The 26,587-nt window shown below is 61.8% G+C and carries 24 protein-coding genes and 1 tRNA gene; 21 read left to right on the top strand and 4 right to left on the bottom strand.

The window, feature by feature from the left end:
* The 21 genes from NZ746_07210 to NZ746_07110 all read left to right on the top strand — a co-directional run.
* The coding region (locus NZ746_07210; GenBank protein MCS6817152.1) for a hypothetical protein at positions 1-321 on the top strand (321 nt) is incomplete at its 5' end.
* A 6-nt stretch (positions 322-327) separates the two neighbouring features.
* Positions 328-1,524, top strand: a complete 1,197-nt coding sequence (locus NZ746_07205) for a MoxR family ATPase (protein MCS6817151.1) — start codon at positions 328-330, stop codon at positions 1,522-1,524.
* A gap of 5 nt (positions 1,525-1,529) precedes the next feature.
* Positions 1,530-3,044: a VWA-like domain-containing protein gene (locus NZ746_07200; GenBank protein MCS6817150.1), complete on the top strand. Its 1,515-nt coding sequence runs from the start codon at positions 1,530-1,532 to the stop codon at positions 3,042-3,044.
* Positions 3,045-3,144: 100 nt separating this feature from the next.
* The gene (locus tag NZ746_07195; GenBank protein MCS6817149.1) at positions 3,145-3,666 is read left to right on the top strand and encodes a DinB family protein; all 522 of its coding nucleotides are present in this window, start codon (positions 3,145-3,147) and stop codon (positions 3,664-3,666) included.
* 203 nt (positions 3,667-3,869) lie between these two features.
* On the top strand, positions 3,870-4,145 hold the full coding sequence (locus NZ746_07190; GenBank protein ID MCS6817148.1) for a YciI-like protein: 276 nt from the start codon (positions 3,870-3,872) through the stop codon (positions 4,143-4,145).
* 163 nt (positions 4,146-4,308) lie between these two features.
* Positions 4,309-4,689 carry an NADH-quinone oxidoreductase subunit A gene (gene ndhC / locus NZ746_07185; protein MCS6817147.1) on the top strand — a complete coding sequence of 127 codons (381 nt, stop codon included), beginning with the start codon at positions 4,309-4,311 and terminating at the stop codon, positions 4,687-4,689.
* A gap of 3 nt (positions 4,690-4,692) precedes the next feature.
* Complete coding sequence (locus NZ746_07180) at positions 4,693-5,211, top strand: NADH-quinone oxidoreductase subunit B (GenBank protein MCS6817146.1); 519 nt, start codon at positions 4,693-4,695, stop codon at positions 5,209-5,211.
* Between the two features lie 21 nt (positions 5,212-5,232).
* Positions 5,233-5,700 (top strand): NADH-quinone oxidoreductase subunit C, encoded by a 468-nt coding sequence (locus NZ746_07175; protein ID MCS6817145.1) that lies wholly within the window; start codon positions 5,233-5,235, stop codon positions 5,698-5,700.
* A 3-nt stretch (positions 5,701-5,703) separates the two neighbouring features.
* Positions 5,704-6,912, top strand: a complete 1,209-nt coding sequence (gene nuoD / locus NZ746_07170) for an NADH dehydrogenase (quinone) subunit D (protein ID MCS6817144.1) — start codon at positions 5,704-5,706, stop codon at positions 6,910-6,912.
* A gap of 28 nt (positions 6,913-6,940) precedes the next feature.
* Positions 6,941-7,405, top strand: a complete 465-nt coding sequence (gene nuoE / locus NZ746_07165; GenBank protein ID MCS6817143.1) for an NADH-quinone oxidoreductase subunit NuoE — start codon at positions 6,941-6,943, stop codon at positions 7,403-7,405.
* 10 nt (positions 7,406-7,415) lie between these two features.
* On the top strand, positions 7,416-8,714 hold the full coding sequence (gene nuoF, locus NZ746_07160) for an NADH-quinone oxidoreductase subunit NuoF (protein MCS6817142.1): 1,299 nt from the start codon (positions 7,416-7,418) through the stop codon (positions 8,712-8,714).
* Between the two features lie 25 nt (positions 8,715-8,739).
* Entirely contained in the window at positions 8,740-11,025 is a 2,286-nt protein-coding gene (locus NZ746_07155) for a molybdopterin-dependent oxidoreductase (protein MCS6817141.1), read from the top strand.
* 62 nt (positions 11,026-11,087) lie between these two features.
* Entirely contained in the window at positions 11,088-12,104 is a 1,017-nt protein-coding gene (gene nuoH / locus NZ746_07150; protein MCS6817140.1) for an NADH-quinone oxidoreductase subunit NuoH, read from the top strand.
* 79 nt (positions 12,105-12,183) lie between these two features.
* Positions 12,184-12,672: an NADH-quinone oxidoreductase subunit J gene (locus NZ746_07145; protein ID MCS6817139.1), complete on the top strand. Its 489-nt coding sequence runs from the start codon at positions 12,184-12,186 to the stop codon at positions 12,670-12,672.
* Positions 12,673-12,674: 2 nt separating this feature from the next.
* Complete coding sequence (gene nuoK / locus NZ746_07140) at positions 12,675-12,983, top strand: NADH-quinone oxidoreductase subunit NuoK (GenBank protein MCS6817138.1); 309 nt, start codon at positions 12,675-12,677, stop codon at positions 12,981-12,983.
* A gap of 19 nt (positions 12,984-13,002) precedes the next feature.
* The gene (gene nuoL / locus NZ746_07135; protein ID MCS6817137.1) at positions 13,003-15,000 is read left to right on the top strand and encodes an NADH-quinone oxidoreductase subunit L; all 1,998 of its coding nucleotides are present in this window, start codon (positions 13,003-13,005) and stop codon (positions 14,998-15,000) included.
* 12 nt (positions 15,001-15,012) lie between these two features.
* The gene (locus NZ746_07130; protein MCS6817136.1) at positions 15,013-16,626 is read left to right on the top strand and encodes an NADH-quinone oxidoreductase subunit M; all 1,614 of its coding nucleotides are present in this window, start codon (positions 15,013-15,015) and stop codon (positions 16,624-16,626) included.
* A 3-nt stretch (positions 16,627-16,629) separates the two neighbouring features.
* The gene (locus NZ746_07125) at positions 16,630-18,111 is read left to right on the top strand and encodes an NADH-quinone oxidoreductase subunit N (GenBank protein ID MCS6817135.1); all 1,482 of its coding nucleotides are present in this window, start codon (positions 16,630-16,632) and stop codon (positions 18,109-18,111) included.
* Positions 18,112-18,194: 83 nt separating this feature from the next.
* On the top strand, positions 18,195-19,550 hold the full coding sequence (locus NZ746_07120; GenBank protein ID MCS6817134.1) for an insulinase family protein: 1,356 nt from the start codon (positions 18,195-18,197) through the stop codon (positions 19,548-19,550).
* 33 nt (positions 19,551-19,583) lie between these two features.
* The gene (locus NZ746_07115) at positions 19,584-21,728 is read left to right on the top strand and encodes an insulinase family protein (GenBank protein MCS6817133.1); all 2,145 of its coding nucleotides are present in this window, start codon (positions 19,584-19,586) and stop codon (positions 21,726-21,728) included.
* A 15-nt stretch (positions 21,729-21,743) separates the two neighbouring features.
* Entirely contained in the window at positions 21,744-24,191 is a 2,448-nt protein-coding gene (locus tag NZ746_07110; protein MCS6817132.1) for a S9 family peptidase, read from the top strand.
* A 63-nt stretch (positions 24,192-24,254) separates the two neighbouring features.
* Here the strand turns inward: NZ746_07110 and NZ746_07105 are convergent, their stop codons facing one another.
* The 4 genes from NZ746_07105 to NZ746_07090 all read right to left on the bottom strand — a co-directional run.
* Positions 24,255-24,863 (bottom strand): hypothetical protein, encoded by a 609-nt coding sequence (locus NZ746_07105; protein MCS6817131.1) that lies wholly within the window; start codon positions 24,861-24,863, stop codon positions 24,255-24,257.
* A 26-nt stretch (positions 24,864-24,889) separates the two neighbouring features.
* Positions 24,890-24,966, bottom strand: a tRNA-Met gene (locus NZ746_07100).
* A 109-nt stretch (positions 24,967-25,075) separates the two neighbouring features.
* Entirely contained in the window at positions 25,076-25,675 is a 600-nt protein-coding gene (locus NZ746_07095; protein ID MCS6817130.1) for a hypothetical protein, read from the bottom strand.
* Positions 25,676-25,689: 14 nt separating this feature from the next.
* A partial coding sequence (locus NZ746_07090; protein MCS6817129.1) for a CHAT domain-containing protein occupies positions 25,690-26,587 on the bottom strand: 898 nt, incomplete at its 5' end.

Below are 26,587 nucleotides of genomic sequence, written 5' to 3'. Positions count from 1 at the left end.
GCGAAGATTGGGCTAGCGGCCGTTGAGTCGCTGGTTAAAGATGATCGAGAGGGAAGTACGGGAGTGGCTAAAGTAGCCGTCGAGCCATTGATCCGGGTATTGGAAGGGAGAGACCTTATCAATCTTGTGGCGAGCGGTGGTCCTGCTGCATTGAAGTTATTGCTCGGGAAGCGGGTTGTGCACCCCTCCTATGGGAGGGGGGTGATCGAGAAGATCTATCGCGAGCAGCCGCCCGCTTTCGTAGTGCGATTCGAGAACCCGCCAGATGGGAAGAAGCTGCGAGTCGTGCCGCTCAAAGCGGATACTCTGGAACTGGAGTAGGGGACTATGGCGTTGCCGAAAGGCGCTGAGGAATTACTCATCGCGTTGCAGACGCCGTCACCAAAGGGCCATTGGGGCATTCCGGCGCTTTTATGGGGAGCGCCCGGCGAAGGGAAATCGAGTTTTGTGGAGGGGCTGGCCCGGGAGGGATTTCCCGTAGTCACGCTTATTGCCTCAATTCACGATCCGACCGATTTTTCGGGGATGCCAGTGCAGGAGAATGGGCGAGTGCGGTTCGTGCCGCCGGAGTGGAGTTTCGCTTTCGACGAAGCGCAGCAAGGCATCTTGTTCTTGGATGAATTGACGACGGCGCCTCCGTCAGTGCAGGCGGCGCTTTTGCGGGTGATTTTGGAACGGAAGGTAGGATTTCGCGATCTTCCTTCTGGCGTGCGGGTCGTAGCGGCGGCCAATCCTCCCGATATGATCAGCGGTGGATGGGAGTTATCTCCGCCTTTACGCAATCGGTTCCTGCATATTCGGTGGGAGTGGGAAGGGCGCGAGTATCTGACGGCGTTGCGCGAAGGATTCGCTCGACCGGCTCTCCCAGTCATTGATCCCACTCTGCATCGAGATAGCGTCGCCTACTGGAAGTTGCTTGTGGAAGCCTTTTTGCGCCGCAATCCGAATCTTGTGCGCACATCAGCTTCGGACGAAAGTCAGGCGTTCGCGTCGCCGCGCACCTGGGAGTTCGCCATTCACCTGATGGCTTCGTGCGACCTTTTGGGCAAAGCGCCAAAACCGGGACGAGAAGGAGCCGTCGTCTTCACGAGTCTGCTGGAAGGCTGCGTGGGGCGGGGAGCAGCCGTGGCCTTCGTGGGCTTCGTGAAGAACCTCCATCTCCCCGATCCGGATCAGGTGTTGGAGGGACGAGCCGCGGTGGAAGTCCAACGATTGCGCGATGATGAGCTATACGTGCTCTTCACGACTTTAGGCGCGTCGCTTCTTCGACGCGCGAGCGAGCAACGGGCGGATTTGCTCAGGGCGACGGAGATCTTCCTCCAGTTGGCGTTCGAGGTGTGCCGAAGCGGTCGCGTGGATACGATCTTCATCCCGATGAAGCACATCGCTCGTGGGCAAATTCTGCATCGAGCGGTCGAGGAAGCGCAAAAGATGAAGAGATTGAATGAACTTCAGAAGCTCATGCATCGCGTCTTCGATGAGACGCCGCTTCGCTCGTTTGTGGAGATGCTGGTCGAGGATTAAGGACCATGGAGAGAGAGGCGGTTGAGAGGATCGTGCGCATGGCGCGGGCTTATGCGGCCGAGCAGGTTCCCTGGTTGGCGCCGGCTCTTTATGCCGCGCGATTGGTGCTCACGGAATCTTGTCCTGGGTTAGCGGCCGTGGACGAGGGAATGCGCGTCTACTTCAATCCGCGCATGGTCGCCGAACTCGTAGGCGAAGGGGACCATTGGAAAGAAGCGATGCCGGAGTTGGGATTCGTGTGGTTTCATGAGATCGCACACCGGCTGCGCGAGCATAGCGAACGCGCGCGAGAGAAGAAGGCGCAGGCCAAGCTTTGGAACGTCGCAGGCGATCTGGAGATCAATGATGCTGCATTGTCCGGGTTGGAGCTCCCGCAGCGTTTTCCTGGTCCGGCGCCCCGTCAGTTCGGCTTGCCAGAAGGCAAGTTGGCCGAATTTTACTACGATCGGCTGCAAGAGAAATCGCGGGAGGAGCGGGAGAAACGGAAGGCGCCGTCTGATTCCACGACGGGAGGAGAGGGGGAACTGATGTCGGGGGGGCAGGGCGCTCTTTCGGAAGAAGAGAGTGAGTCGGGCTCGTCTGAAGAGAGCGAGCTGGACTTGTCGAGCGCAACCGGAGGGGCTGCTGATGAGCAGGCATCCGCATCGGAACAGCACGAGCGCGAGAGTTCCGCCGGGCGATCGAAGGCGTCTGCGGATGACCAGGAGGCCACGTTGGAACAGCCTGAGGGGTCGCACTCCTTGGACGAAGGCAGCGGCGCGCATGGGGAGAGGCGGTCGTGGGAGCTGCCGCAAGACGACGCAAGCGCGCCAGCGCTCTCGGAGGTGGAGCAAGATGTGATTCGGCGATCGGTTGCCGAAGCGATCGTGCAGCACAAAGATCGAGGGGACGTTCCGGCCGGATGGATGCGGTGGGCCGAACAGGTGCTTGCGCCCCGTGTGGATTGGCGCGAGGTGCTCAAGCGCCGCATGCGTGGCGCCATCGTCAGAGGGACTGGACAGCGTGTGGACTATAGCTTCGACCGGCCGCATCGGCGAGCGTCCGCTTACGCGCCGTTTCTGCCGCCATCGCTGCGGGGCGATTTCTTGCCGCGCGTCGCTTGCGTGGTAGATACATCGGGCTCAATTTCCGAACGCGAGTTGGCGCAAGCGTTGGCGGAAGTACGAGCGGTTCTGGAGAGCTTACGCACACCGATTACGGTCATCCCCTGCGACGCTGTTCCATACGAGGCTATCGAAATCTTCACTCGATCGGATCTTCTCTCGCGTTGTCGGGGACTGCCGGGCGGTGGGGGAACCGATATGGTCGCGGGGATCGAAGCCGCTTTGAGCTTACAACCGACGCCCGATGTGGTGCTTGTGCTGACGGATGGATATACGCCGTATCCAGTGCAGCCGTATCGCGTGCCTGTTCTTTTTGGCCTTTTCGTGAGGCGTAGCGAACGCGATGTGCCTCTCCCGCCCATTCCGCCCTGGCGTCACGAAGACATCGTGTTCATCGAGATGGAAGGAGGAGCGTGAGGCGGCGCGCACTATCGAGCCCGTACGAGATGCGCTCGCGGTCATCGCGGTGGAAACCTGAAGGTTGTGGAATCGAAGCTCTTCGTCGAGGAGGCGGGGTATGGAACCGTGGTTGATGCCGGACGAAGCGTCTCTGCCTTCGCGTCATGGGGATCTCATCAAGGGACTCGAGCAGGCGCGGTATCTTCTGGAGATGGCTGTGCGCGATGTGCCCGAGGAAGCCGTGTGGTGGGAGCCGGCTCCGACGGTGCCTTCGATCGGAGCGCGGCTGCAACACCTTCTCGGTGCGTCGCGGCGATTGGGGATTTATGCCTTCGAGGCGGATTATGATCCTGACGCGCTCGCGCAGATAGCGGAACGGGATTGGCTCCCGACGCATCGATCGAAGACCGATCTGCTGGAAGACGTGCGTCGCGTCTTCGAGGAGATCGGCCATAGGATTCGCCATCTGGATGAGTCTGCGCTCGATGAGCTGCGACCTGTGGGGCGTCGGCGGCTTCCGGTTCGGCGGTCGGTCATCCTACATCATCTCGTCGAACATGCGGCGCACCACGTGGGTCAGATCACCCTTTTAGCTCGTCTGTGGGAAGCGCGACGTCATTCCGCTTCGGGATCGGCATAGAAGGTGATTTCGGTGCGCCGCTTCCGAGCTGATGAAACCCTCGCAAGCGCTCATTGGGTGGACTGCTCGTTCCGTTTGAAGTGGGTGAGGCGAAGGCTCGGATGCACGGCGTTCGGAGGGTTCTCTCACTGGGTCCGGCGGAAGGGACGACTCTTGCGCTGAAGGCCCATGCCGTGAGATGATGCGCGTCGAGGAGGGGACACATGTACATCGCTCTGCTGTATGATCCGGTCGAAGACTATTTGCAACGGCGCGCGCCGTTTCGGGCGGAACATTTGGCGCTCATCGAGCAATGGCATCGAGATGGGCGGCTCCTCATGGCGGGAGCCTTTGAGCCGGCGGATGGAGCGCTCTTCGTCTTTCGCGTGAATGATCCGGCCGAGGTCGAAGCGTTCATCCACAGCGATCCGTACGTGCGGAACGGCCTCATTCGGTCGTGGCGCGTGCGGAAATGGAACGTGGTCGTTGGCGGGGAATGAAGGCGCTCGTGGTGATCGGCGCACGGTGAGCCGCTCTCCTTGAAGGAGGCTCTCGCGTCCGATTCGCGGAGGACGGCAGCGCGAGCGGAGACCGCGCGGTTTCATTGACACTCCCAGGGAGTTCGTCTATAGTTTCCCTTTGTTTTGGGGCAGGAGAATGCCGATGACCGAGACGTTGAATTTTCTGCCGATTCTGCTGACCTTTGCGATCGCGACGCTTCTAGCCATCGGCTTGGCCTTCGCGCCCCGATTCTTAGCTGTGCGACGACCAACACCGGAGAAGGCGATCCCCTATGAATGCGGGAAGGATCCGATCGGGTCAGCGCGCGAGCGGTTCTCGGTGGCGTTCTATCTGGTGGCGATGATCTTCATCCTATTCGACATCGAGGCGGTCTTCCTCATCCCCTGGGGAGTAGTGTTTCGCGACTTGGCGCGCGAGGTATCCGGGGGATTCGTCTTCGCGGAGATGATGATCTTCCTCGCGGTTTTGATCGCGGGGTACATTTACGCCTGGAAGAAGGGCGTCTTCGATTGGCATCGGTGACCTATGGTCGAGACATTGGAAAAAGCGGGAGTGCCGGAGATCATCACGGCGCGGTTTGAGGATTTGGTGAAGTGGGCGCGCAAATCGAGCCTGTGGCCGATGCAATTCGGCTTGGCCTGTTGCGCCATCGAGATGATGGCGATGATCGCCTCGCGCAACGACATCGCGCGCTTTGGGGCGGAGGTGTTCCGAGGTTCGCCCCGGCAATCGGACGTGATGATCGTGGCTGGGCGCGTCTCGCAAAAGATGGCGCCGGTCGTGCGTCGGCTCTATGAGCAGATGCCGGAGCCGAAGTGGGTCATCGCGATGGGCGTTTGCGCCTCGGCCGGGGGGATGTTCGACAATTACGCGATCGTGCAGGGCGTGGACAAGGTGATCCCCGTGGATGTGTACGTTCCGGGATGTCCTCCTCGGCCCGAGATGCTCATCTATGGGATCATGAAGCTGCAGGAGAAGATCGAGCGGGAGCGCTTGCGCCGCCGCGCCGTCGTAGGGGAGGAGGAATTGGTGGGCGCTCGCTGAGCCAGAGCGCCAACGCGAAATATGGAGGCTCAGGCGACACGACGTGACATCTTCGAGCAGCGATTCGGGCCGCACATCCTCGAAGCAAAAGAGCAGTGGGGGGAATTGACCCTCGTCCTCGCTCGCGAAGCCCTCGTTTCCATCTGTGAGGTCCTGCGCGATGATCCCGCGTTCGATTACAAGATGCTCGTGGACATCTGCGGTGTGGACCGGGGTGTGGAGGCCGATCCGCGATTCGAAGTCGTTTATCATCTCTATTCGCTCACCCATCGGCATCGGCTGCGCCTGAAGGTGCGGGTCAATGAAGACGAAACGGTGCCGACGGTGACCGGCATCTGGCCGAACGCGAATTGGTATGAGTGCGAGGTTTACGACATGTTCGGCGTGCGGTTCGAGGGCCATCCCGAACTGCGGCGGCTTCTGATGCCGGAGGAGTGGGAGGGATATCCGCTGCGGAAGGATTATCCGCTGCGGGGCTATAGGGGGTAACGTATGGCGGAATCGGAGGTCCTGCTGGAGGTCAAGCGCAGCCCGCTCGAGACGACGATGATGATGAACATGGGGCCGCAGCACCCCTCGACGCACGGGGTATTGCGGCTGGTGCTCACGCTCGATGGCGAGCGGGTCGTGGATGCGAAGCCCGACATCGGGTATCTCCACACGGGGATGGAGAAGCTGGCCGAGCACAAGAAGTACCAGCACGTCATCACGATCACGGATCGCACAGATTACCTCAACGCGATGGGGAACAATCTCGGCTACGTGCTGGCGGTGGAGAAGATGCTCGGGGTGGAGATTCCGCCGCGCGCGCAGGTCATCCGGGTGATGATGGCCGAGCTGCAACGGATCGCGAGTCATCTGGTGTGGATCGGGACCCATGGGTTGGATTTGGGGGCGATGAGCCTTTTCTTTTATGCCTTCGCCGAGCGGGAGAAGATCCTGCAATTGTTCGAAGCCGTTTCGGGCGGGCGTCTGACGCCGAGTTACATGCGCATTGGGGGGGTGATGGCAGATCTGCCCGAGGGATTCACCACGCGCGTGCTCGACTTCTGTCGGGAGTTCCCTCGGGCGCTCGAGGAATTCGACAAGCTTCTGACGAACAATCCGATCTTTCGCATGCGGACCGAGGGCGTGGGCTATTTGAGCGCGGAGGATGCCATCCGCTGGGGAGTGACGGGGCCGATCCTTCGGGCCTCGGGCGTCCCGTATGATCTGCGGCGCGTGCATCCGTATAGCGGCTACGAGACCTACGATTTCGAAGTGGCGACGCGGACCGAGGGCGACGTCTACGCCCGCTATCTCGTGCGCGTGCAGGAGATGCGCGAATCGCTGAAGATCATCCGGCAAGCGGTGGAGAAGCTGCCCCCCGGGCCGGTCAAATCCGACGATCCGCGCGTCTCGCTCCCGCCGCGGGAGAAGATGCTCACGCAAATGGATGCCCTCATCTATCACTTCTTGCTGACGGCCGAGGGGCTGAAGGTTCCGCCCGGCGAAGTCTACGTCGCCGTCGAGAGCCCGCGCGGGGAACTCGGTTATTACATCGTGAGCGATGGCGGGCCACGTCCCTATCGCGTGCATATCCGCGCGCCGTCGTTCGCCAATGTGCAAGCGCTACCGCTCATGGTCCGCGGGCAACTGATCGCCGATGTCGTGGCCGTGATCGCCAGCATTGACATCGTGCTCGGTGAGATTGACCGGTGAACGCCTCGGCGATCGAAGGAGGGGGAGAATGTTCTCGGCGGAGACGGAGAAGAAGATTCAGGAGATCATCGCGCGCTATCCGGTGAAACGCTCGGCCTTGCTGCCGGTGCTCTTCGTCGTGCAGGAGGAATTAGGCTATTTGCCCGATGAGGCGTTGCACGAAGTGGCGCGTCGGCTCGATCTCACCTTCCTGGACGTGGAGACAGTCGTCAGCTTCTACACGATGTTCCATCGGCGTCCGATCGGGCGGTATCACGTCCAGGTCTGCCGCAACATCTCCTGTTACTTGTGCGGTGCGGAAGCGATCCTCGAGCACTTGAAGCGGCGTCTGGGGATTCGTCCGGGCGAGACGACGCCCGATGGTCGGTTCACGCTCAGCGAGGTCGAATGCATCGGCGCCTGCAGTTGGGCGCCGGCCATGCAGATCAACTTCACGTTCTATCACCATCTGACGCCGGAGCGCGTGGATGAGATCCTGGCGTCGCTCCCGTGAGGAGGAGAATATGGAGAAAGTGCGTGTGCTGAGCGCTCGATTCGATCTGCCGGATTCGCACACGATCGAAGTCTATTTGCGAACGGGGGGGTATGAGGCGCTGCGGAAAGCGCTCACGACGATGACGCCCGAGGACGTCATCGAAGAGGTGAAGCGCTCGGCCTTGCGTGGGCGCGGCGGCGCGGGGTTCTCGACCGGCATGAAATGGGACTTCGTGCCGAAGGATTCCACCAAACCGAAGTACGTCATCGCCAATGCCGATGAGAGCGAACCCGGGACGTGCAAAGACCGCGTCCTGATGGAGAAGGATCCGCACGCTGTGCTGGAGGGGATCCTGCTGGCCGCCTATGCCGTGGATGCGCATCTGGCCTTCATCTACATCCGTGGCGAGTATTGGTACCTGAAGGAGCGGTTGGAGCGCGCCATCGAAGAAGCGCGGGCGCATGGATTTGTCGGCGCGAACATCCTGGGGACGGGCTTCTCTTGCGACATCATCGTGCATCCGGGGGCTGGCGCGTACATCTGCGGCGAGGAGACGGCGCTCATGGAATCGCTCGAGGGGAAGCGGGGGTATCCGCGGATCAAGCCGCCGTTTCCCGCGGTCGTGGGGTTGTACGGGTGTCCGACGGTGATCAACAACGTGGAGACGCTGGCCTCGGTGCCGCCGATCATCCTCAACGGTGGAGATTGGTTCCGTCAGCTCGGGACGGAGAAGAGCGGGGGCACGCGCTTGTTCGCCGTGAGCGGGCATGTGGCGCGACCCGGCGTGTATGAGCTGCCGATGGGGTATCCCATGAAGCGCATGATTGAGGAGGATTGCGGGGGCATTCGCGGAGGGAAGCGACTGAAGGCTGTGATCCCCGGCGGATCCTCGGCGCCGATCCTCACGGCCGAAGAGGTCGAGCAATGCACGCTCGATTTCGAATCGCTGGCGGCGCTCAAGTCCATGCTCGGCAGCGGGGCGATCATCGTCATGGACGAAGACACGGACATCGCGCAGGTCGTCTATCGGATCACGAAGTTCTACGAGCACGAATCGTGCGGCTGGTGCGTGCCCTGTCGCGAGGGGACCCGTTGGATGCGAAAGCTGCTGGAGCGTATCCTGAGCGGAGGAGGACGGCCGAAGGACATTGACCTGCTCCACCAACTGGCGCGCAACATCTTCGGCACGACGCACTGTCCCCTTGGAGACGCCGCGGCGTGGGCCGTCTATCCGGCCGTCGAGAAGTTCCGCGCGGATTTCGAGAAGTACGTGCAAGCGCCCGCCGTCTCCGTCCCGATGGAGGTCGGTCGGGTGTTGGCCGTGTGAGGCGCGCGGTGGAAGGAGGAGCGCGATGGAAACAGTGAAGGTGGTCATCAACGGGAAAGAGGTCGAGGCTCCGAAGGGGAAGCTGCTTCTGGAGGTCTGCTTCGAGGCCGGCTTCCCGGTCCCGAATTTCTGTTACTACAAAGACCTGCCTCCGCAAGCCGCCTGTCGCATGTGCCTGGTGCGCATTGAGAAGATGGGGCGGTTGCAAACGGCTTGCACCGTGCGGGTGAGCGATGGGATGGTCGTGACGACCGAGAGCGAGGAGATTCGCCGCGCGCGCGTGGCAATGGTGGATTTCATCCTGTCCAATCATCCCTTGGACTGTCCCGTGTGCGACAAAGGCGGCGAGTGCGAATTGCAGTGGATGGCGATGAACTACGGTGATTTGCTCGCCCGCTTCGACGAACAGAAGGATGCGACCGGCGAATATCCCCTGAGTCCGTTCATCTGGCTCGATCCTCAACGCTGCATCCTCTGCTATCGGTGCATTCGCGTGTGCGATGAGTGGGTGGGGAATCACGCCCTTGGCGTGCGGGGGCGCGGCGCGCACAGCGTGATCGTAGGGAACCGTGCCGACGGAACCTTGGAATGCGAGAACTGTGGCAACTGCGTGGAGGTCTGTCCCGTGGGCGCCTTGACGAGCGCCAACTTTCGATTCCGCGCGCGTCCCTGGGACATTCGCGATACGGTGACGACCTGCACCTACTGCTCCGATGGATGCCAATTGCGGTTGAGCGTGCGCGACGGTCGGGTCGTGCGAGCGTGGGCGAAGGACCTCACGAAGATGGACGCCGAGTTCGCGAACAAAGTCCTCTTCAGTTTCCGAACGGCGCCGGAGACGCGGCACAACTGGATCAACGAGGAATTCCTCTGCCTGAAGGGGCGATACGGGAACGAATTCGTCAACAGCCCGGAGCGATTGACGGTGCCGCTTGTGCGGCGCAATGGGCGTTTGGAGCCGACCTCTTGGGAAGAGGCGCTGAAGTATGTGGCGCATCGGTTGCTGGAGATCAAGCGCCGATATGGTCCGGAGAGCATCGCGTGTATTGGGTCGCCGCGCTTGACCAATGAGGATCTGTACATCCTGGCGAAGTTCGGGCGGCAGGTCGTGGAGACGCCGCATGTGACGCACGCCATGGATTTCGACTGGCGGCCGTTCTTCAAACGGCTGACGGTGCCGCTGCTCACCAGGCCTGCGTTGCGCGAGCAGATGTCGACGATTCTTCTGCTGGGGGGGAATCCGCCGGAATATCAGCCGATGACGGCCTATAGCCTGCGGGCGGCTGTCCACCGGCGCGGCGCGCGGCTTTACATCGTCGGCGCGCGTCCGATCAGCCGGCTGCAAGTCGCTACGCGCTTCTTCCACATTCGTCCGGGGTCGGAACCGGCCGTATTGCTGGCCCTGCTGGATGAAGGGGAGATCGAGCGCGCGGCTGAAGCCACGCAGTTGACGCGCGAAGAGCTGCAGGAGCTGCGACGCATCGTTTGGGAATCGGATCGGTTGGCGCTCTTGGTGAGCTGCGATGTGACCGGTCCGGCGCTGGAAGCGGCAGCCGTGCTCGGAGGACTCGTGCAGGCCAAAGGCGGAGGGATCGTGCGCGTGTCGCCATTGCTACGCTTCAACAACTCGCTTGGTGCCCTCGATATGGGCCTGGTCGCCGAACTGCCGACGCCCGAGCACGTGGGGCCGCAGATCAAGGCCCTTTATCTCATGGGGAGCGATCTCGTGCGCTTCTATGGCGAGGCGTGGCGTGAGGCGCTCATGCGGGCGGAATTGGTCGTCGCACACGAACTGTTTTTGACGCGCACGGCGGAGTTGGCGCACGTCGTGCTGCCGGCCATGAGCTTCGCTGAGCTGGACGGGACCTTCACCAACAACGCGGGACAGGTACAGCGGATTCGACGGGCGCTCAGCGCCGCCGGCGATTGGCGCCCCGATTGGATGATCATCGAGCAGATCGCGGCGAAGATGGGCGCCGATCTGGGCTGTCGGTATTCGGTGGTGAACATCTTTCGGGAGATCGCCGAGACGATTCCTGGGTATCAGGGCATCACCTACGCGCGATTGAACGAAGAGGGAGCGATTCAAACGGAGCGACCGCTCCTGCCCCTGGAGGCGATTGATCAGACGCGACTGTTAGAGCGACTGCGGGCGCAGGTCGAGACGATTGACCGCACGGCCGAACGTCTTCATGAACCGGCACCATTAGGCGTCGGGCTTTTTGAACCGGGGACGCTCACCGAGCATGTCCCCTTGCTCCGAGAGGCGTTCGGGTGGGGGATGAAAGAGTCGGTTGAAGCCGCGCGCTGAAGGAGAGCCGCGCATGCGCTTTGTAGCGGCGCAACCGTCTTCGAGATCAAGAGGGGGCGCGAATGGGCATTGTCGTTGAAGCCATCATCAAGATCGTCATCGTCTTCGGCGTCCTGCTCACATTCCTCGCCTATCTGGCGCTCTTTGAGCGGAAGATCCTGGGGTGGATTCAACTCCGATATGGCCCGAATCGCGTCGGCCCGTGGGGATTGCTGCAACCGTTGGCCGATCTGCTGAAATTCCTCTTCAAGGAGGACGTGCGGCCGACGACGCCGAATCCCATCCTCTTCAGCGTGGCGCCGATTCTGTCGCTCGTGCCGGCGTTGATGACTTACGCGGTGATCCCCTTTGGGGATCGGATCGAACTCTTCGGTCGAGAGATCACGCTCTACGTCACGAGCGTGAATGTCGGATTGCTCTACCTCTTTGCCTTGAGTGGTCTGGGGGTCTATGGGATCGTGCTCGCCGGATGGGCCTCCAACAGCAAATATTCGCTGCTTGGCGGGCTGCGTTCAGCGGCGCAGTTGATCAGCTACGAGTTGACGCTCACGCTCTCGGTCGTCGGCGTGCTCATTCAAGCGGGCTCGCTCGATCTGGTCGAGATCGTGCGGGCGCAATCGGGGACATATTTCGGGATCATTCCGAAGTGGCACATCTTCTGGTACCAGCCGCTTGGGTTCCTGCTCTTCTTCATCGCTGCCGTGGCCGAGACCAATCGCGCACCGTTCGATCTACCGGAAGCGGAGACGGAGTTGGTGGCCGGGTATCATACGGAGTATTCGGCGACGAAGTTCGCCATGTTCTACCTTGCTGAGTATGCGAACATCCTGGCCGTCTCGGCGCTCGCGACGACGCTCTTCTTGGGGGGATGGAACGGGCCGGGAGTGGAGCGCGTGCCGTTGCTCGGAGTCTTCTATTTCGCGGCGAAGACGGCTATCTTCGTCTTCATCTACATCTGGTTGCGCGCCACGCTGCCTCGCTTCCGATATGATCAGTTGATGCGATTCGGGTGGAAGGTCCTGCTGCCGCTGGCGTTCGCGAACATCGTGTTTTCCTCGGCAATGGCATTGGTGAGATGAGGGAGAGATCGCAGCAAGGCGAGGGGAAAGTCTCGGGCGCTCTCGCTGAGAGCGCCCGGGGCCCTTGTCGCGGAGGGGTATGGAACGCGCACTCTTTTTGATCTTCGCGCTCACGGCCGTTGTGGCGGCGCTCAATGTGCTGCTGCGGCGGCATCCGTTACATAGCGCTCTGGCCCTTTTGGTCGTGCTCGGAGCGATCACGGGACTCTACGTGCTGCTCGGCGCGTATTTCCTGGCGATGATCCAGGTCGTGATCTACGCCGGCGCCATCCTCGTGCTCTTCCTCTTCGTCATCATGTTGCTCAATCTTCGTGCCGAGGAGGCGCGGTTGGAGCGCCGGCCTCTCTTCCGATGGCTCGCCGTGCCCTTCGCGTTGCTTCTGGGAGCGGAGACCTTCTATCTCGTGCGCACCTTCAAGGAGAATCCGATCCCTTCGGGCACGAGCGTCGGTCTCACAGAGGCCGTTGGACGAGAGCTGTTCACGACGTATTTGTTGCCGTTCGAAGTCACATCGCTGCTGATCCTGATCGCCCTGTTGGGGGCCGTCGTCTTAGCGCGGAGGGGATGACGATGACGACGATTCCGATCTCTTGGTATCTGGCCGTGGCCGCCGTGCTCTTCACGATCGGCACGGTCACGGTCTTCGTCAAGCGAAATGCGATCGTGATGCTGTTGGGGATCGAGCTGATGCTGAATGCTGCCAATCTGACGGCAGTCACCTTCTCCAGCTATTTCCGCGAGCTTGGGGGGCAGATTCTGGTCTTCTTCGTCATGGTCGTGGCGGCAGCCGAAGCAGCCGTGGGATTGGCCATCATCATCTTGCTCTTCCGGCATCGGGAGACGCTGAACGTGGACGAGGCGCAACTGTTGAAGCTCTAGCGCCGGGAGGGGAAGGAGGATGCTGAAGGCACTCGTCCTGAGTCCGCTTATCGCGGCGGGGATCATCGGGATCTTCGGTCGGCGATGGAGCGAGCGCCTCATCGCTGCGATCGGATGCGGCTCGGTGGGGCTCTCGATGCTCTTAGCCTTTCGCGTCTTCTTCGGCGATCTTTGGCCGCGGCCTCCGGAGCATCGCGTGATCTGGGAGCCGTTCTTCTCCTGGATCGTCTCCGGACCGCTGCACGTGGAGTGGGGCTTTCATCTGGATGCGCTCTCGGGCGTCTTCATTCTCTTCGTTACCTTCGTCGGCTTTTGGATCCATGTCTTCGCCGTCGGGTACATGCGGGGCGATCCGGGCTATGCGCGGTTCTTCGCCTACATGAACCTCTTCATGTTCATGATGCTCGTGCTCGTGCTGGCCGATAACTTCCTCGTGATGTTCGTGGGATGGGAGGGCGTCGGGCTGTGTTCGTATCTCCTCATCGGCCACTACTTCGATCGGACATATGCGGCGAGCGCCGCGAAGAAGGCCTTCATTGTGAATCGCATCGGGGATTTCGGCTTCGCGCTCGGCATCATTCTGATCTTCGCGACGTTCGGGACGCTGCGCTTTCCGGAAGTCATGGAAGCGATCGCCATGCGTTTCCCCGAGCCCGAAGCGTTTGGCGAGATCGGGCTTTTGACGGCGATCGCGCTGCTGTTGTTCGTGGGCGCGACGGGCAAGAGCGCACAGATTCCGCTCTACGTTTGGCTGCCGGATGCCATGGCGGGACCGACGCCCGTCTCCGCGCTCATTCACGCGGCGACGATGGTGACGGCGGGCGTCTACATGGTCGCGCGCTGCAGCGAGCTGTACGCGCGATCGCTCACGGCGCTTTTCATCATCGCGGTGATCGGCGGTGTGACGGCGCTCTTGGCCGCGACCATCGGCCTGGCGCAGTGGAATATCAAGAAGGTGCTGGCCTATTCGACGATCTCGCAACTGGGGTACATGTTCCTCGCCTGTGGCGTGGGCGCGTTCTCGGCCGCGATCTTTCACGTCGTCACTCATGCGTTCTTCAAAGCCCTGCTCTTTCTCGGTGCCGGTTCGGTCATCGTCGCGCTTCATCATGAGGAAGACATGCGGCGAATGGGGGGGCTCAAGCGCGCGATGCCCATCACGTATGGGACGATGCTCTTCGGGTGGTTGGCGATCGCAGGACTTCCGCCCTTCTCCGGCTTCTTCAGCAAGGACGAGATCCTCTGGCGCACGTGGACGAGTCCGGCGCTTCCGGAGCCATGGGGGCGCGTGCTCTGGATGATCGGATTGGCGACGGCGATTCTCACGGCCGCGTACATGACGCGGCTCATGGTGCTCACGTTCGAGGGGGAGGAACGTTTCGCGCGGCATGGCGATGGACATGGAGCCGAAGTGGGAACCGCTCCTGCGACTGCTCCGCGCGAGTCGCCGCCGGTGATGACGATCCCGCTTTTGGTGCTGGCCGCCCTCTCCCTCGGCGGAGGATGGATTGGAATCTCGGAAGCCTACACGGGCGGCCGGATCGCCAACGGATTCGAGCAGTTCGTGCGGCCGGCGCTGGCGCGCGCGCCCGTCCATCCCGATCATCTGGCGATCGCCGCCGAGGAACCGAGTCACGGCTTGGAGTTAGGCCTGGCGGCCGTGACGGTTCTGGCTGTACTCGTGGCCTTGCTCTGGGCACGTCGCTTCTATCGGCGCGATCCGTTGCGTCCGGCGCCGCGACTGCTGGAGAACAAGTACTACGTAGACGAGGTCTACGAAGCGCTCATCGTTCGACCGATTGTGCGGGGCTCGACCGTGCTGTTGTGGAAAGTCTTCGACGTCGCCTTGATTGATGGAGCCGTGAATGGAGTGGCGTCGGTCGTCGCCGCGTGCGGAACCGTCTTGCGACGGCTGCAGACGGGGCTCGTGCGCAGCTACGTCGTCATGTTTCTCATCGGCGCTTTGATCGTCTTGGGGTATTTCGTCTTCGTCGGGGGCCGGATTCCGGCGCCCTGAAGGAGAGGGGGCATGAGGGGGCATCTGCTGAGTTGGCTCACGTTCGCGCCGACCGCGGGCGCGCTCCTATTGCTTGTGGCGCGCGTGCTCATGGGGGCCGGGGATGAGACGATCCGTCGCCTGGCGCTCGCGCTCTCGCTCATTCCGCTGGGGCTTTGCGTTCCGTTGCTTCTCGGATTCGATCCGACGGCCTCCGGCCCACAAATGGTCGAGCGCGCCCCGTGGATCCGATTCTTCGGCTTCAACGTGGATTATTTCCTGGGCGTGGACGGTCTGAGCCTCTGGTTCGTCGTCCTGAGCGCGTTGCTCACGACGATCGCGATCCTGGCGAGTTGGCGCGCGATTGAGCGACACGTCCTGGAGTTCCACATCTTCTTGCTCTTACTGGAGACGGGGCTCATCGGCGTCTTCGTCGCGCTCGACATGTTCCTCTTCTTCATCTTCTGGGAAGTGATGCTCGTGCCGATGTACTTCTTGATCGGCATTTGGGGATATGAGCGGCGCATCTACGCCGCCGTCAAATTCATCATCTACACGATGGTCGGCTCGGCCTTGATGTTGGCGGCCATCATCAGCCTGTATTACCTGAACGGCGGGACGACCTTTGACATCCCCGCGATCACGGAGAACGTGCGGGCGGGCCGACTCGTACTGGATCCGACGACGGAACGATGGCTCTTCTGGGGCTTCGCGTTGGCGTTCCTGATCAAGGTGCCGCTCTTCCCCTTCCACACGTGGTTGCCGGATGCGCACGTGGAGGCGCCGACGGCTGGATCGGTGATCCTGGCCGGCGTGCTGTTGAAGATGGGAGGGTATGGCTTGTTGCGCTTCAATCTCCCGCTCTTCCCGCGCGCCACGGAAGAATTCGCCGCCCTCCTTTGTGTGCTCGCCATCATCAGCATCATCTATGGAGCGCTCGTCTCGATGGTGCAGCCCGATCTGAAGAAACTGATCGCGTATTCGTCGGTGAGCCACATGGGGTTTGTCGTGCTCGGCATCATGGCGCGAACGGAGATGGGAATGCAGGGGGCGATCTTCCAGATGCTCAGCCATGGGATTTCGACGGGCGCACTCTTTGTCATCGTCGGGATACTCTCGGAGCGACGGCATACGCGGGCGATCGCGGAATTCGGGGGATTGGCGCGTCCGATGCCCGTCTTCTCCGCGCTCTTTGGGATCTTGGCCTTGGCCTCCGTGGCCCTCCCAACGCTGAGCGGATTCGTGGGCGAATTCCTCGTCTTGGTGGGGACGTACACGTCCGACCTGGCGCATGCGCGAGCGTATACGGTTTTGGCCGCGACGGCGATGATCCTCTCGGCCGCCTACATGCTCTGGATGTTGGAGCGCGTGCTCTTTGGGCCGATCACGCATGAGGAGAATCAGCATCTGCCCGACGCGAACGGACGGGAACGCCTCGCGCTCATTCCGATGGCGGTGCTCGTGATCGTGATGGGCGTGCTCCCGAATCCGATCTTGCGACGCACGGATCAGGCGGTCCAAGAGGTGAAGCGAGCGGCTCACGGCGCCGTCCTCGTGCAGGCCGAGCCTGCGGGCCAACGCGCGCCGAATTTCGCGCGTCCGCAAGACGCCGCACGCGAGCAAGCGGAGTCGTTGAGGCGGAGGTGAGGCATGGAGACATTGGGGATCAACTACCACGCCATCGGACCGGAACTGGTGCTCGCGGTGACGGGAGTGCTCGTCATGTTGCTGGAAGCCTTCTCTCCGGGGAAGAAAGTGCGCGACGCCGTCCTGACGGCGGCGGGCATCGTCCTCGCGGGTGTCGTCGCCTTGACCTTGTGGGATGAGGGGCCGATGACGGCCTTCTCCCGAATGGTCGTCGTGGATGGCTTCCGCGTCTTCTTCACGCTGGTCATTTTGTTCGGCACGCTGTTGACCATCTTCGTCTCGTGGGGCTTCCTCGATGAAGAGCGCATTCCGCCGGGCGAATACTTCGCCCTGTTGCTCTTTGGCGCTGTCGGGATGACGCTTCTTGTGGCGGGCAACGATCTGGTGCTGTTGTTCCTGGCACTGGAGACGATCACGATCGCCACGTATGTGCTCGCGGGGTATCGGCGAGAGGACGCGCGCTCCACGGAATCGGCGCTCAAGTATTTCATCCTCGGCGCCTTCTCCTCCGCCTTTCTGCTGTACGGGATCGCGTTGCTCTATGGAGCGACGCGCACGACCAATCTCGCGGAGATGGCGCGCGTGGTGAGCGGGCCGCTCGGGCAAGCGGAGACCGTCCTGCTGATGGCGGGAGCGGCGATGCTGTTGATTGGTTTCGGCTTCAAAGTGACGACGGTCCCGTTCCACGTGTGGACGCCTGACGTCTACGATGGGGCTCCGACGCCGGTGACGGCTTTTCTCTCAACGGCGCCGAAAGCCGCAGGCTTCGCGGCCTTCTTGCGCGTCTTCTCGATCACGTTCGCGCCCTTGGGAATCGAGAGCGCCGCCGATCGGCTCGCCTCGCATTGGGTCGCTGCCGTCACGGCGATGTCCATTCTCAGCATGACCTTCGGGAACTTCATCGCGATCGCGCAGACGAACATCAAGCGCATGCTCGCCTATTCGTCCATCGCGCACGCCGGATATGTCCTGATCGGCGTGTTAGCTCGCGATTGGGCAGCCGTGGCCTTCTACATGCTCGTCTACACGATCATGAATCTGGGCTGCTTCGCCATCGTCGCGCTTTGGGCCCGTCGAGGAGACGAACGGGTATTGATCGCCGACTACGCCGGATTGGGCTTTCGGCAGCCGATGCTCAGTTTTCCGCTGGCCATCTTCCTGGTGAGCCTGGCCGGATTCCCCGGCACGGCCGGATTCGTCGCCAAATTCTGGCTCTTCAAATCGGCATGGGGGGCAGGATTTCCCGAACTGGTCATCATCGGCGTCTTGAACACGGTCGTCTCCGTCTACTACTATCTCTACGTCGTGATCGTCATGTTCTTCCGCGAGCCAAAGGAGGAAGTGCCGCGTGTTCCGCTCCCGCGTGCGTTCGTCGCGACGATGCTCGTCGCTTTGGTCGGCGTCTTCTACTTGGGACTCTTGCCCACGCGCGTCTTCGCGTTCTTGAACGCCGCGCAGAATCTGCTGGCGATCGGGCAGCAATGAGCGCGAATCGGGCCGCCGAGAGTCGCTCGGCCCAGAGTCGTTCACGGCCCGCGCTCGCGGCTCGGAGAGCACGGAGGGGGATCATGAGAGGACGCAGCGTCATCGCCACCGCGCTTCTGTTCGTCCTTTCGGGGATCACCGCAGCGGAGCCGCAGTTGACACCGCCGCCGCTGTCGTTTCGGGTGACGACGCTCAAGAATGGACTGCGCGTCATCACTCACGAGGATCGTTCGGCACCGGTCGTCAATCTGCAGGTGTGGTATCACGTGGGATCGAAGGATGAACGACCCGGACGGACGGGGTTCGCGCATCTCTTTGAGCACCTCATGTTCAAGGGATCGAAGAACGTCGGCCCTGAAGAGCACACGGAGTTGATCAAGAGCATCGGCGGCGTGGACAATGCGTACACGACCGAAGATGTGACCGTCTACTGGCAGACCTTCCCGAGCAACTACTTGGAGATGGTCCTCTGGCTCGAGGCCGATCGTATGGCCTCGCTGGCGATCACGGAGGAGAATTTCCGATCCGAGCGAGAGGTCGTCAAAGAGGAACGCCGATTGCGCATCGAGAATCCCCCTTATGGACGCGTCATCGAGCTGCTCTATGCGAACGCCTTCGACGTGCATCCGTACAAGCACATCGTCATCGGGAGCATGGAGGATTTGAACGCCGCGACGGTCGAGGATGTGCGCGAGTTTTTCGAGACCTATTATGTGCCCAATAACGCGACCCTCGTGATCGCTGGCGATTTCGACACGCGCCAAGCGCTCGCTTGGGTGGAGAAGTACTTCGGGAACATCCCGCGCGGGAAGCGTCCGATTCCGCGCGTGACGGTGAAGGAGCCGCCGAAGACGCGCGAGAAACGGCTCACCGAACGGATGAACGTGCCGCTGCCGGCATTCGTCGCCGGATACTACATGCCCGAAGAGAGCCATCCCGATGCCTATCCGCTCAAGATCATCTCGCGCATCCTCTCGGCCGGGCAGAGTTCGCGTCTTTATCGAAAGCTCGTGTACGAGCAGCGCATCGCCGCCGCAGCTTTCGGGGGAGGGAATTTCACCGAGCATCCGAACCTTTTCTTCACCCTGGCCATTTTGAATCCCGGGCGCACGCCGGAGGAGGCGGAGAAAGCCATCGTCGAGGAGTTGGAGCGATTGAAGACCGAACTCGTGCCCGCGCGAGAATTGGAGAAGGCGAAGAATCAGATGGTCGCCGAGATCCTCTTCGCGCGACAGTCGAATCAAGGCAAAGCGGAGGCATTGGGCCGTGCTGCCGTCCTCTTGAAAGATCCGGCGCGCGTCAATACGGAAGTTCAGCGCCTCTTGGCCGTGACGCCGGAAGAGATTCGGCGCGTGGCGCAACGATATTTCACCGAGACGAATCGGATCGTGCTCACCATCCTCCCGACGCAAGCGGAGGAGAAGCGCGCCTCTCAGTGAGGCACGATCCACCTTCAAAGGGGAGGGCGAACAATGCGAGAAACGGCGCGTCGAAGCATTCTCCTGCTGGTGTTGGTGAATCTCGCGGGGATACCGGCGCTGGGACAGAAGCCGGTGCCGCCACCGCCGCAACCCCCTCGGCCCTTTCGATTCCCAGAGTTCACGACACGGACGCTTCCCAACGGCCTGCGGGTCATCGTCATCGAGCATCGGGAACAACCGACCGTGAGTCTGCGGCTCTTAGTGCGAGCGGGTGCTGAGCAAGATCCTCCGGACCGTCCGGGATTGGCTTCGCTGACGGCAGCGCTTCTGGACCAGGGCACGAAGACGCGAAGCGCCATGCAGATTGCTGAGGCGATTGAATTCGTCGGAGGGCAGATCAGCACGGGCGCATCCTGGCATCAATCGTTCGTCGCCGTCTCGGTCCCCAAGCCGGGAGTGGAAGTGGCTTTCGAGATCCTCGCCGACGTCGTGCGCCATCCCGTCTTCGCCGAGGATGAGATCGAGCGACAGCGACAGCAGCTTCTCTCCGGGTTGCGCGTGCAGGCGAATGATCCGGGCTATCTCGCTTCGACGGCAATCGAGCGTGCGCTCTTTGGCGCCCATCCCTATGGACATCCTCCGGAGGGGACGCTCGATTCGCTCCCTCGCCTCACGCGCGCTGATCTGATCGCCTTCCATCAAGCCGTGTATCATCCGAACAATTCCCTGCTCGCCATTGCGGGGGACATCACAGCCGCCGAGGCCTTTGCGAAGGCGGAGAAGTATTTCGGCGATTGGCCCAAGGGAGAAGTCCGAGCGGCCGTCGTCCCCGCGCCAGCTCCGACGCGCGGGCGAAAGCTCCTGCTCATTGAGAAATCCGATGCCGTGCAAACGGAGATTCGATTGGGCAAAGTGGGAATCGCGCGCCGCGATCCCGACTATTTCGCGCTCCAAGTCCTCAATGCCATTTTGGCGAGCGCTTCCGGGAGCCGCCTTTGGGATGTCTTGCGACGCGAGCGTGGATTGACCTATGGCATCAGTAGCCGCCTCGAAGCGCGTCAACAGCCGGGCAGCTTGACGATCTCCACCTTCACGCGGACGGAGAAGACGAGCGAGACGCTTCAGCTCGTCCTCAGCGAATTGGATCGCATCGCGCGCGAGCGCGTCACGGAGGAAGAGCTGCGAAAGGCGAAGAATTTCCTGGCCGGCGTCTTTCAACTCCGTCTGGAGACGCCGGAATCCCTGGCGGCGATCGTCCTGGATGCCGTGAATTATGACTTCGATTACGCCTACTTGAACGCCTACCGAGATCGTCTTCTCTCGGTGACGGCCGAGCAAGTGCAGGAGGTCGCGCGAAAGTACGTTCGCCCGGAGGATCTGGTCATCGTGCTGGTCGGGAATGTGAGCGCTTTCGAGAAGGACGTCGCTCACCTCGGACCGATGGAGCGTATCGCGTATACGGACGTGGATTTCACGCGCCCCGATCTGAAGCGAGAGAGGCCGGCGGCTGTCGCCGCCACCCCGGAGACGAGAGCGCGCGCGCGGGAGATCCTCGCTGAGGTTATGAGGGCTGTCGGAGGTCGCGAGGCTGTGGTCGGCATTCGGGACGTCGCGATCGCGGGGGAAGCCACGATCTCCACGCCATTTGGCGAATTCAAAGGCGAGCACCGCATGTTCGTGCGACTGCCCGATCGGCTGCGCACGGAAGTGAGGCTGCCGCAGATGACGATCGTACAGGTCCTCAGCGGTGACTCCGGTTGGGTGAGCACACCGATGGGGACGCAGGAAGTTCCCGCACCAATGGTGAAAGAGCTGCGCGCAGCACTCCGTCGGTTCTTCTTCCAACTCCTTCGAGCCGAAGAACAAGAGGGGGTCATCGTCTCGTACCTCGGAAGCGAAACGGTGGAGGGAAAGTCCGTTGACGTCCTGCAATATCAGGACGGCGAGCACGTCTTCAAACTCTACATCGAGACGGCTTCGCGCCTCCCCTTGAAGCTCAGCTATCAAGGGACCGATCCCTTCTCCGGAACGAGAGCGGAGTTCGAGGAAGTGTACTCGGACTACCGCGAGATCGCCGGCGTGAAGTATCCCTTCCGCACGCTGACGCGACAGGAAGGGAAGCGCTTCGCCGAACTCGTCCTCAGCGATGTGAAGATCAACGCCGGCGTGTCCGACGATCTGTTCAAGAAACCCTGAACGGAGGATGGAACGATGAAGCGCGGAATCGCCCTACTCATGATCCTCCTCGGCGCGGTGCCAGCGGCGGCGACCTCGGCCGAGAAGAAGCGGCTCACCATGCGCGATATGCTCTCCTTTCGACTCGTGAGCCAACCGGCGCTCTCGCGCGATGGTCGGCGCGTGGCCTTCGTCGTCGCCGAGGCCGATTTTCAAGAGAGCCGGTATCGGACGGACATCTGGGTCGTCGAGACCGAAGGGGGGAAGCCGCGGCCATTCACGCGGAGTCGAGAGGACGAATCCATGCCGCGCTGGTCTCCCGATGGGCGGTGGTTAGCGTTTCTCTCCAATCGGCCGGGGCGCGCGCCCGAGGCCCGGCAGGAGGAAGAAGAAGACCGCAGGCCGAAGAACCAGATCTGGATCATGCCGAGCGATGGAGGAGAAGCCGTTCAGCTCACGCAGGCCGAAGAGGGAGTGATCGCTTACGAGTGGGCGCCCGATAGCCGCGCGATCATCTACCTGACGCGCGAGACCTTGCCCAAGCCGGAGCGAGAACGGCGCGAGCGAGAACGCAAGTACAAGTTCGACGCCATCGTCGAGGAGAAGGAACGCTACCGACGCGAATTCTGGACGGTCGAGATCGAGACGCGAAAGGCGACGCGCCTCTTCGAAGGCGATTACGGCATCGCGGAGTTCGAGGTCTCTCCCGAAGGGAAACGGATCGCCTACGCCACGAATTACACGGGGCGCGTGGACGATGGCAAGAAGTTCGACATCTGGGTCTTCTCCCTCGACGAGGGACGAGCGCGACAGCTCACGCGCCGCCCCGGTGGCGAGCGCTCGCCGCGCTGGTCGCCCGATGGCCGATGGATCGCTTTCCTCGCTCCACAGATCGCCGAGATCCCGTATTCGCAGAGCGAGCTGTTCTTGGTCCCAGCCGACGGGGGAGAATGGCGTGAAGTGACGAAAGCGTTCGACCGCGGGGTTGAGGGAGGCCGATGGCATCCCGCGGGGCGCGATCTCTATGCGCTCGCTTTGCTCGGCACCGAAACGCACCTCGTGCGCATCCCGATAGATGGTGGATCGCCCGAGCCGATCACGCGCGGCGCGCGCGTCATCTCCGCTTTCGATCTCTCGGCCGATGGTCGGACGCTGGTCTTGCTCAGCGAAGATGCGCGCTCGCTTCCCGATCTCTGGCTTTTGCGATCGGGAAGCAATGACCTGACGCGACTCACCGAGATGAATCCCCAATTGCAGGAGTTCGAGATCGCGGAACACGAGGTCATCCGCTGGAAGAGCGTGGATGGGCTGGAGATCGAAGGGGTGTTGGTCAAGCCCGTGGGATATGAACCGGGCAAGCGATATCCGCTGCTGGTCGCTGTGCACGGCGGTCCCCATTCGCGCGTGGTGAACGCTTTCCGCCAGTACTACAACTTCCAAATCTGGGCGGCCAACGGCTACGCCGTCTTCGCGCCCAACTTCCGCGGCAGCTCCGGATATGACGGGAAGTTCGACATCGCGAATCGCCGCGATTTGGGCGGCAAGGATTTCCAGGACATCATGACTGGCGTGGATCATCTCATTCGGATCGGCCTGGCCGATCCCGATCGCTTGGGCATCTTCGGCGGCAGCTATGGCGGCTACATGACCAATTGGGCGATCACGCAAACGGATCGGTTCAAAGCGGCCATCTCGATGTACGGCATCTTCAACCTCATCACCGACTTCAGCAACTCCTATCTTCCCAGTTGGGAGCCGGATTACTTGGGCGCCTACTACTGGGACGATCTCGACATCTACATCCGGCGCTCGCCCTTCGCCTACGTGAAGAACATCAAGACGCCCGTCCTCATCTTGCATGGCGAAGCCGATCCGAACACGTTCATCTCCAACTCCAAGGAGATGTACACGGCGCTCACGCATTTGGGCAAGACCGTCGAGTTCGTGCGCTATCCTCGCGAAGGCCACGGGTTCCGCGAATTGAACCATCGCTTGGACGAAATGCGCCGGTGCTTGGAATGGTTCGATCGCTACGTCAAGGGAGGCGCGAAGACGGAGTACGGGCTTGAGGAATGGGTGCCGGCTGGCGATTGGGAGTTCGAGGTGGCCTCTGTGAATCCGAACGTCGCGTATCCGGGGCATGCGACCGACGGCACGATGGTCGAGGTCACCCTCCTGTTCAAGAGCAAAGGGCGCGAGAGTCGAGCGCTGGAGTTACATCTGGAGCGAGACGTGGTCGTCCTCGATGAGACCGGACAAACGCTCGCGCCGCGCGGAATCCCTGTGGAAGTCGCGGGGGCTCGCGCGCTCGTCATGGGCGGCGGACGCTTCGTCGCGGCTCCCGTCGCCGGCGAAGCCACGACGTATGTCCCGCTCCGTTTGACGTTCGAGGTGCCCAAAGGACGACAAGCCGTTCGTCTTCGCGTGCGCGATTTTCCTAGCGTGAATCTGCAAGCCCGATGGCGGGAGTTGCCTCGCTCCTGAAGGGCATCGGCTCACGCTCGCCACGCGGCCCTCTTTCGCAAGGGCTCCAAAGGCTCGACCGTCTCACGATCTCGGCGCGTTCGCCACGGCGCGCGTCTGCTGCAGGAAATCCTTCCACGCGCCTTCCATGAGCAAAGCCGCGAAGGGATCGCGAACCGGCGTGTAGTAGATGACGCGCGGATCGGGGAAGGACCGCCACTCGCTCGCGGGCGCTCCCGAGACCTGCTCGACAGCCGAGCGAAAATCCTCGCGCTTCAATTCCGCCTTCCGCAGGAAAACGAGATATTCAGCTCCGGGCAGAAACGTCGCCTTGCCGAATTCGCGCGGATCGGCCAATCGCCCCGGGACATAAATCATGAGCACGTCGCCCGCCTGTCCGACGAGCGGAGCATCCTCGATCCGCTTCGGGTTCCGATAGATCACTTCGCGCACGTTCATCCGATAGACGACTCCCAGCATGTAGCGTTCCGCTCGCGCCGGATCGAGGACAGGGCTGCGCTCTCGCTCACGGCGATATTTGAGCAGGTCGATGACCGGATGATACGCCTCGGCCGTGGCCACGACGACCAGATCGCTCTTGCCGAGCAAATCCCGAATCTGCTCGATGCGCCGCTCGCTCTGTCCCAGCGGCCATAGGAGCAGCCCGATGATGAGTCCAACGAGGATCGGCATTTCCGTGCGCCGAGAAGAAAAAATCGTGGTGGCGGCGGCAGGACTCGAACCTGCGACCTAGGGGTTATGAATCCCTCGCTCTAACCAACTGAGCTACGCCGCCACCGCATTGAACGTTCGCACCGTCGAGGCGCCGAGGAGACTTTCCGTGAGCGGAGCGAAAGCCATTCGCCGACTTCCCAAATCGCTCGCTCCATCGCTTTCTCGCCGCCTCACGGCTTTTCAATTTTGCCCGACGCGCCCACGCGCGTCAAGAGGCGCTTCCAAACGTCGAGGCGAAACGGGACGACGATTCGCCTCGGGATCGCGCCTCTACGACAGCTCCGAGCATTGAGAGCGCAGAGCAACTCCCGGCGTTTGCCTGCCGTGCGCTCGAACGGCTTCAACGGCAGACGATTCCAGACATCGAGATGGAAACCCAATTGCAGCAGCAGCGAAAAAACGCCACGCGAAACGCCGAACGAAAGGCGCAGCAGCCGAACAGTTCGCTCGCGTTCGACTCGCACGGGCTCGGCCCGAGCGATCCTCGACCGTTCGATAGCAAGAAGTCGAGAACAGCCCTCTGCGATCCGTCCAGCCGCCCGATCGAGTCTATCCGATGGCGAGAGGTTGAGGACGACCTTTCGCCGCTCGTCCAATCGCGACTCGTCCAGCGGCTCGATCATTCGACGGTCACCGGTCGCATCGGGCGCCGCCGCGATCTTCCGCTTGGGAGGAAGGGCGACGAACGTCCACGAGCATCCGATCCGCGGAAATTCGGCGACGATACGATCGCGCGATGCCACAAGCGACGAACTTCCGCGAGCAGCCACTCGTAGGCCTCATCTCACGATCTGCCCACCAAGATGAAGGGGGCCCAATAGAAGGGGTGCACGAATCCTTCCTCTTGCAGCAACTCCAAGCGCGCGCGTCGCAAGGCTTCGGCTTTCGATTGGCCCGCTTTCAAATGCCGGTACAACCGCACCATCAATTCCGCCGTCGAGACATCGGCCACCTTCCACAAGCTCACCAGGACGGCCCGCGCTCCCGCATACAAAAAGGCGCGGGTCAATCCGACGAGCCCTTCGCCCCGCACTTGCTTGCCCAATCCCGTCTCGCAAGCCGAGAGCACCACCAGTTCGGCCTTCAGGCGCAGGCTGTACAGGTCGCGGGCCGCCAGCCAGCCATCGGCCAGGCGCAGGCCCGAGAACATGGGGTTATCGGGGCGGAAAGCCCCGTGGGTCGCGATGTGGAGAACCCCGGCCTGGGGTGCAGCCGTAAAGAAATTCTCCAGGGTGGCCCTTTCTCCCATAAAGATATGGGCGTTCTGGAAGATTCGGCCGATCTGTTCGACCTCTTCAAGGGTCTGGGGAATGTGCTCGAGGGAAACGCCAAAAGCCACCAGCGGAGCGGCCTCGAGGCGCTTGCGCTTACGGCACAAAGCGTACACAGCCGCACTGGGCGTAAAGGAGACTTCCGCACGATCCAGCAGGTAGCGCTCACCATCAAACAAAGCCGCGAACGGCACGGCGTGCAGCACCCCATGGGGAACAACAACGAGGGGTTGGCCGGAGAAGCGTAGCGGCAAGGGTTCGATGAGCAGACGATACAGGGCCTGGAGCTGCTCATCCACCAGGCGCTTGAGGGTCTCCTCACCGTAAATTTTGAGCATGATGCCACCCTGAGCCACACGGCTCAGGAAGAACTCGAGCTGCTCGACATGCCGCTGAACCTGCTCCAAAGAG

This window comes from Blastocatellia bacterium (assembly GCA_025055075.1).
In the GTDB taxonomy this organism is placed as follows: Bacteria; Acidobacteriota; Blastocatellia; order HR10; family HR10; genus HR10.
Note: the sequence above shows the minus strand (reverse complement) of the source record. Positions and strands in the feature narration are given on the sequence as shown.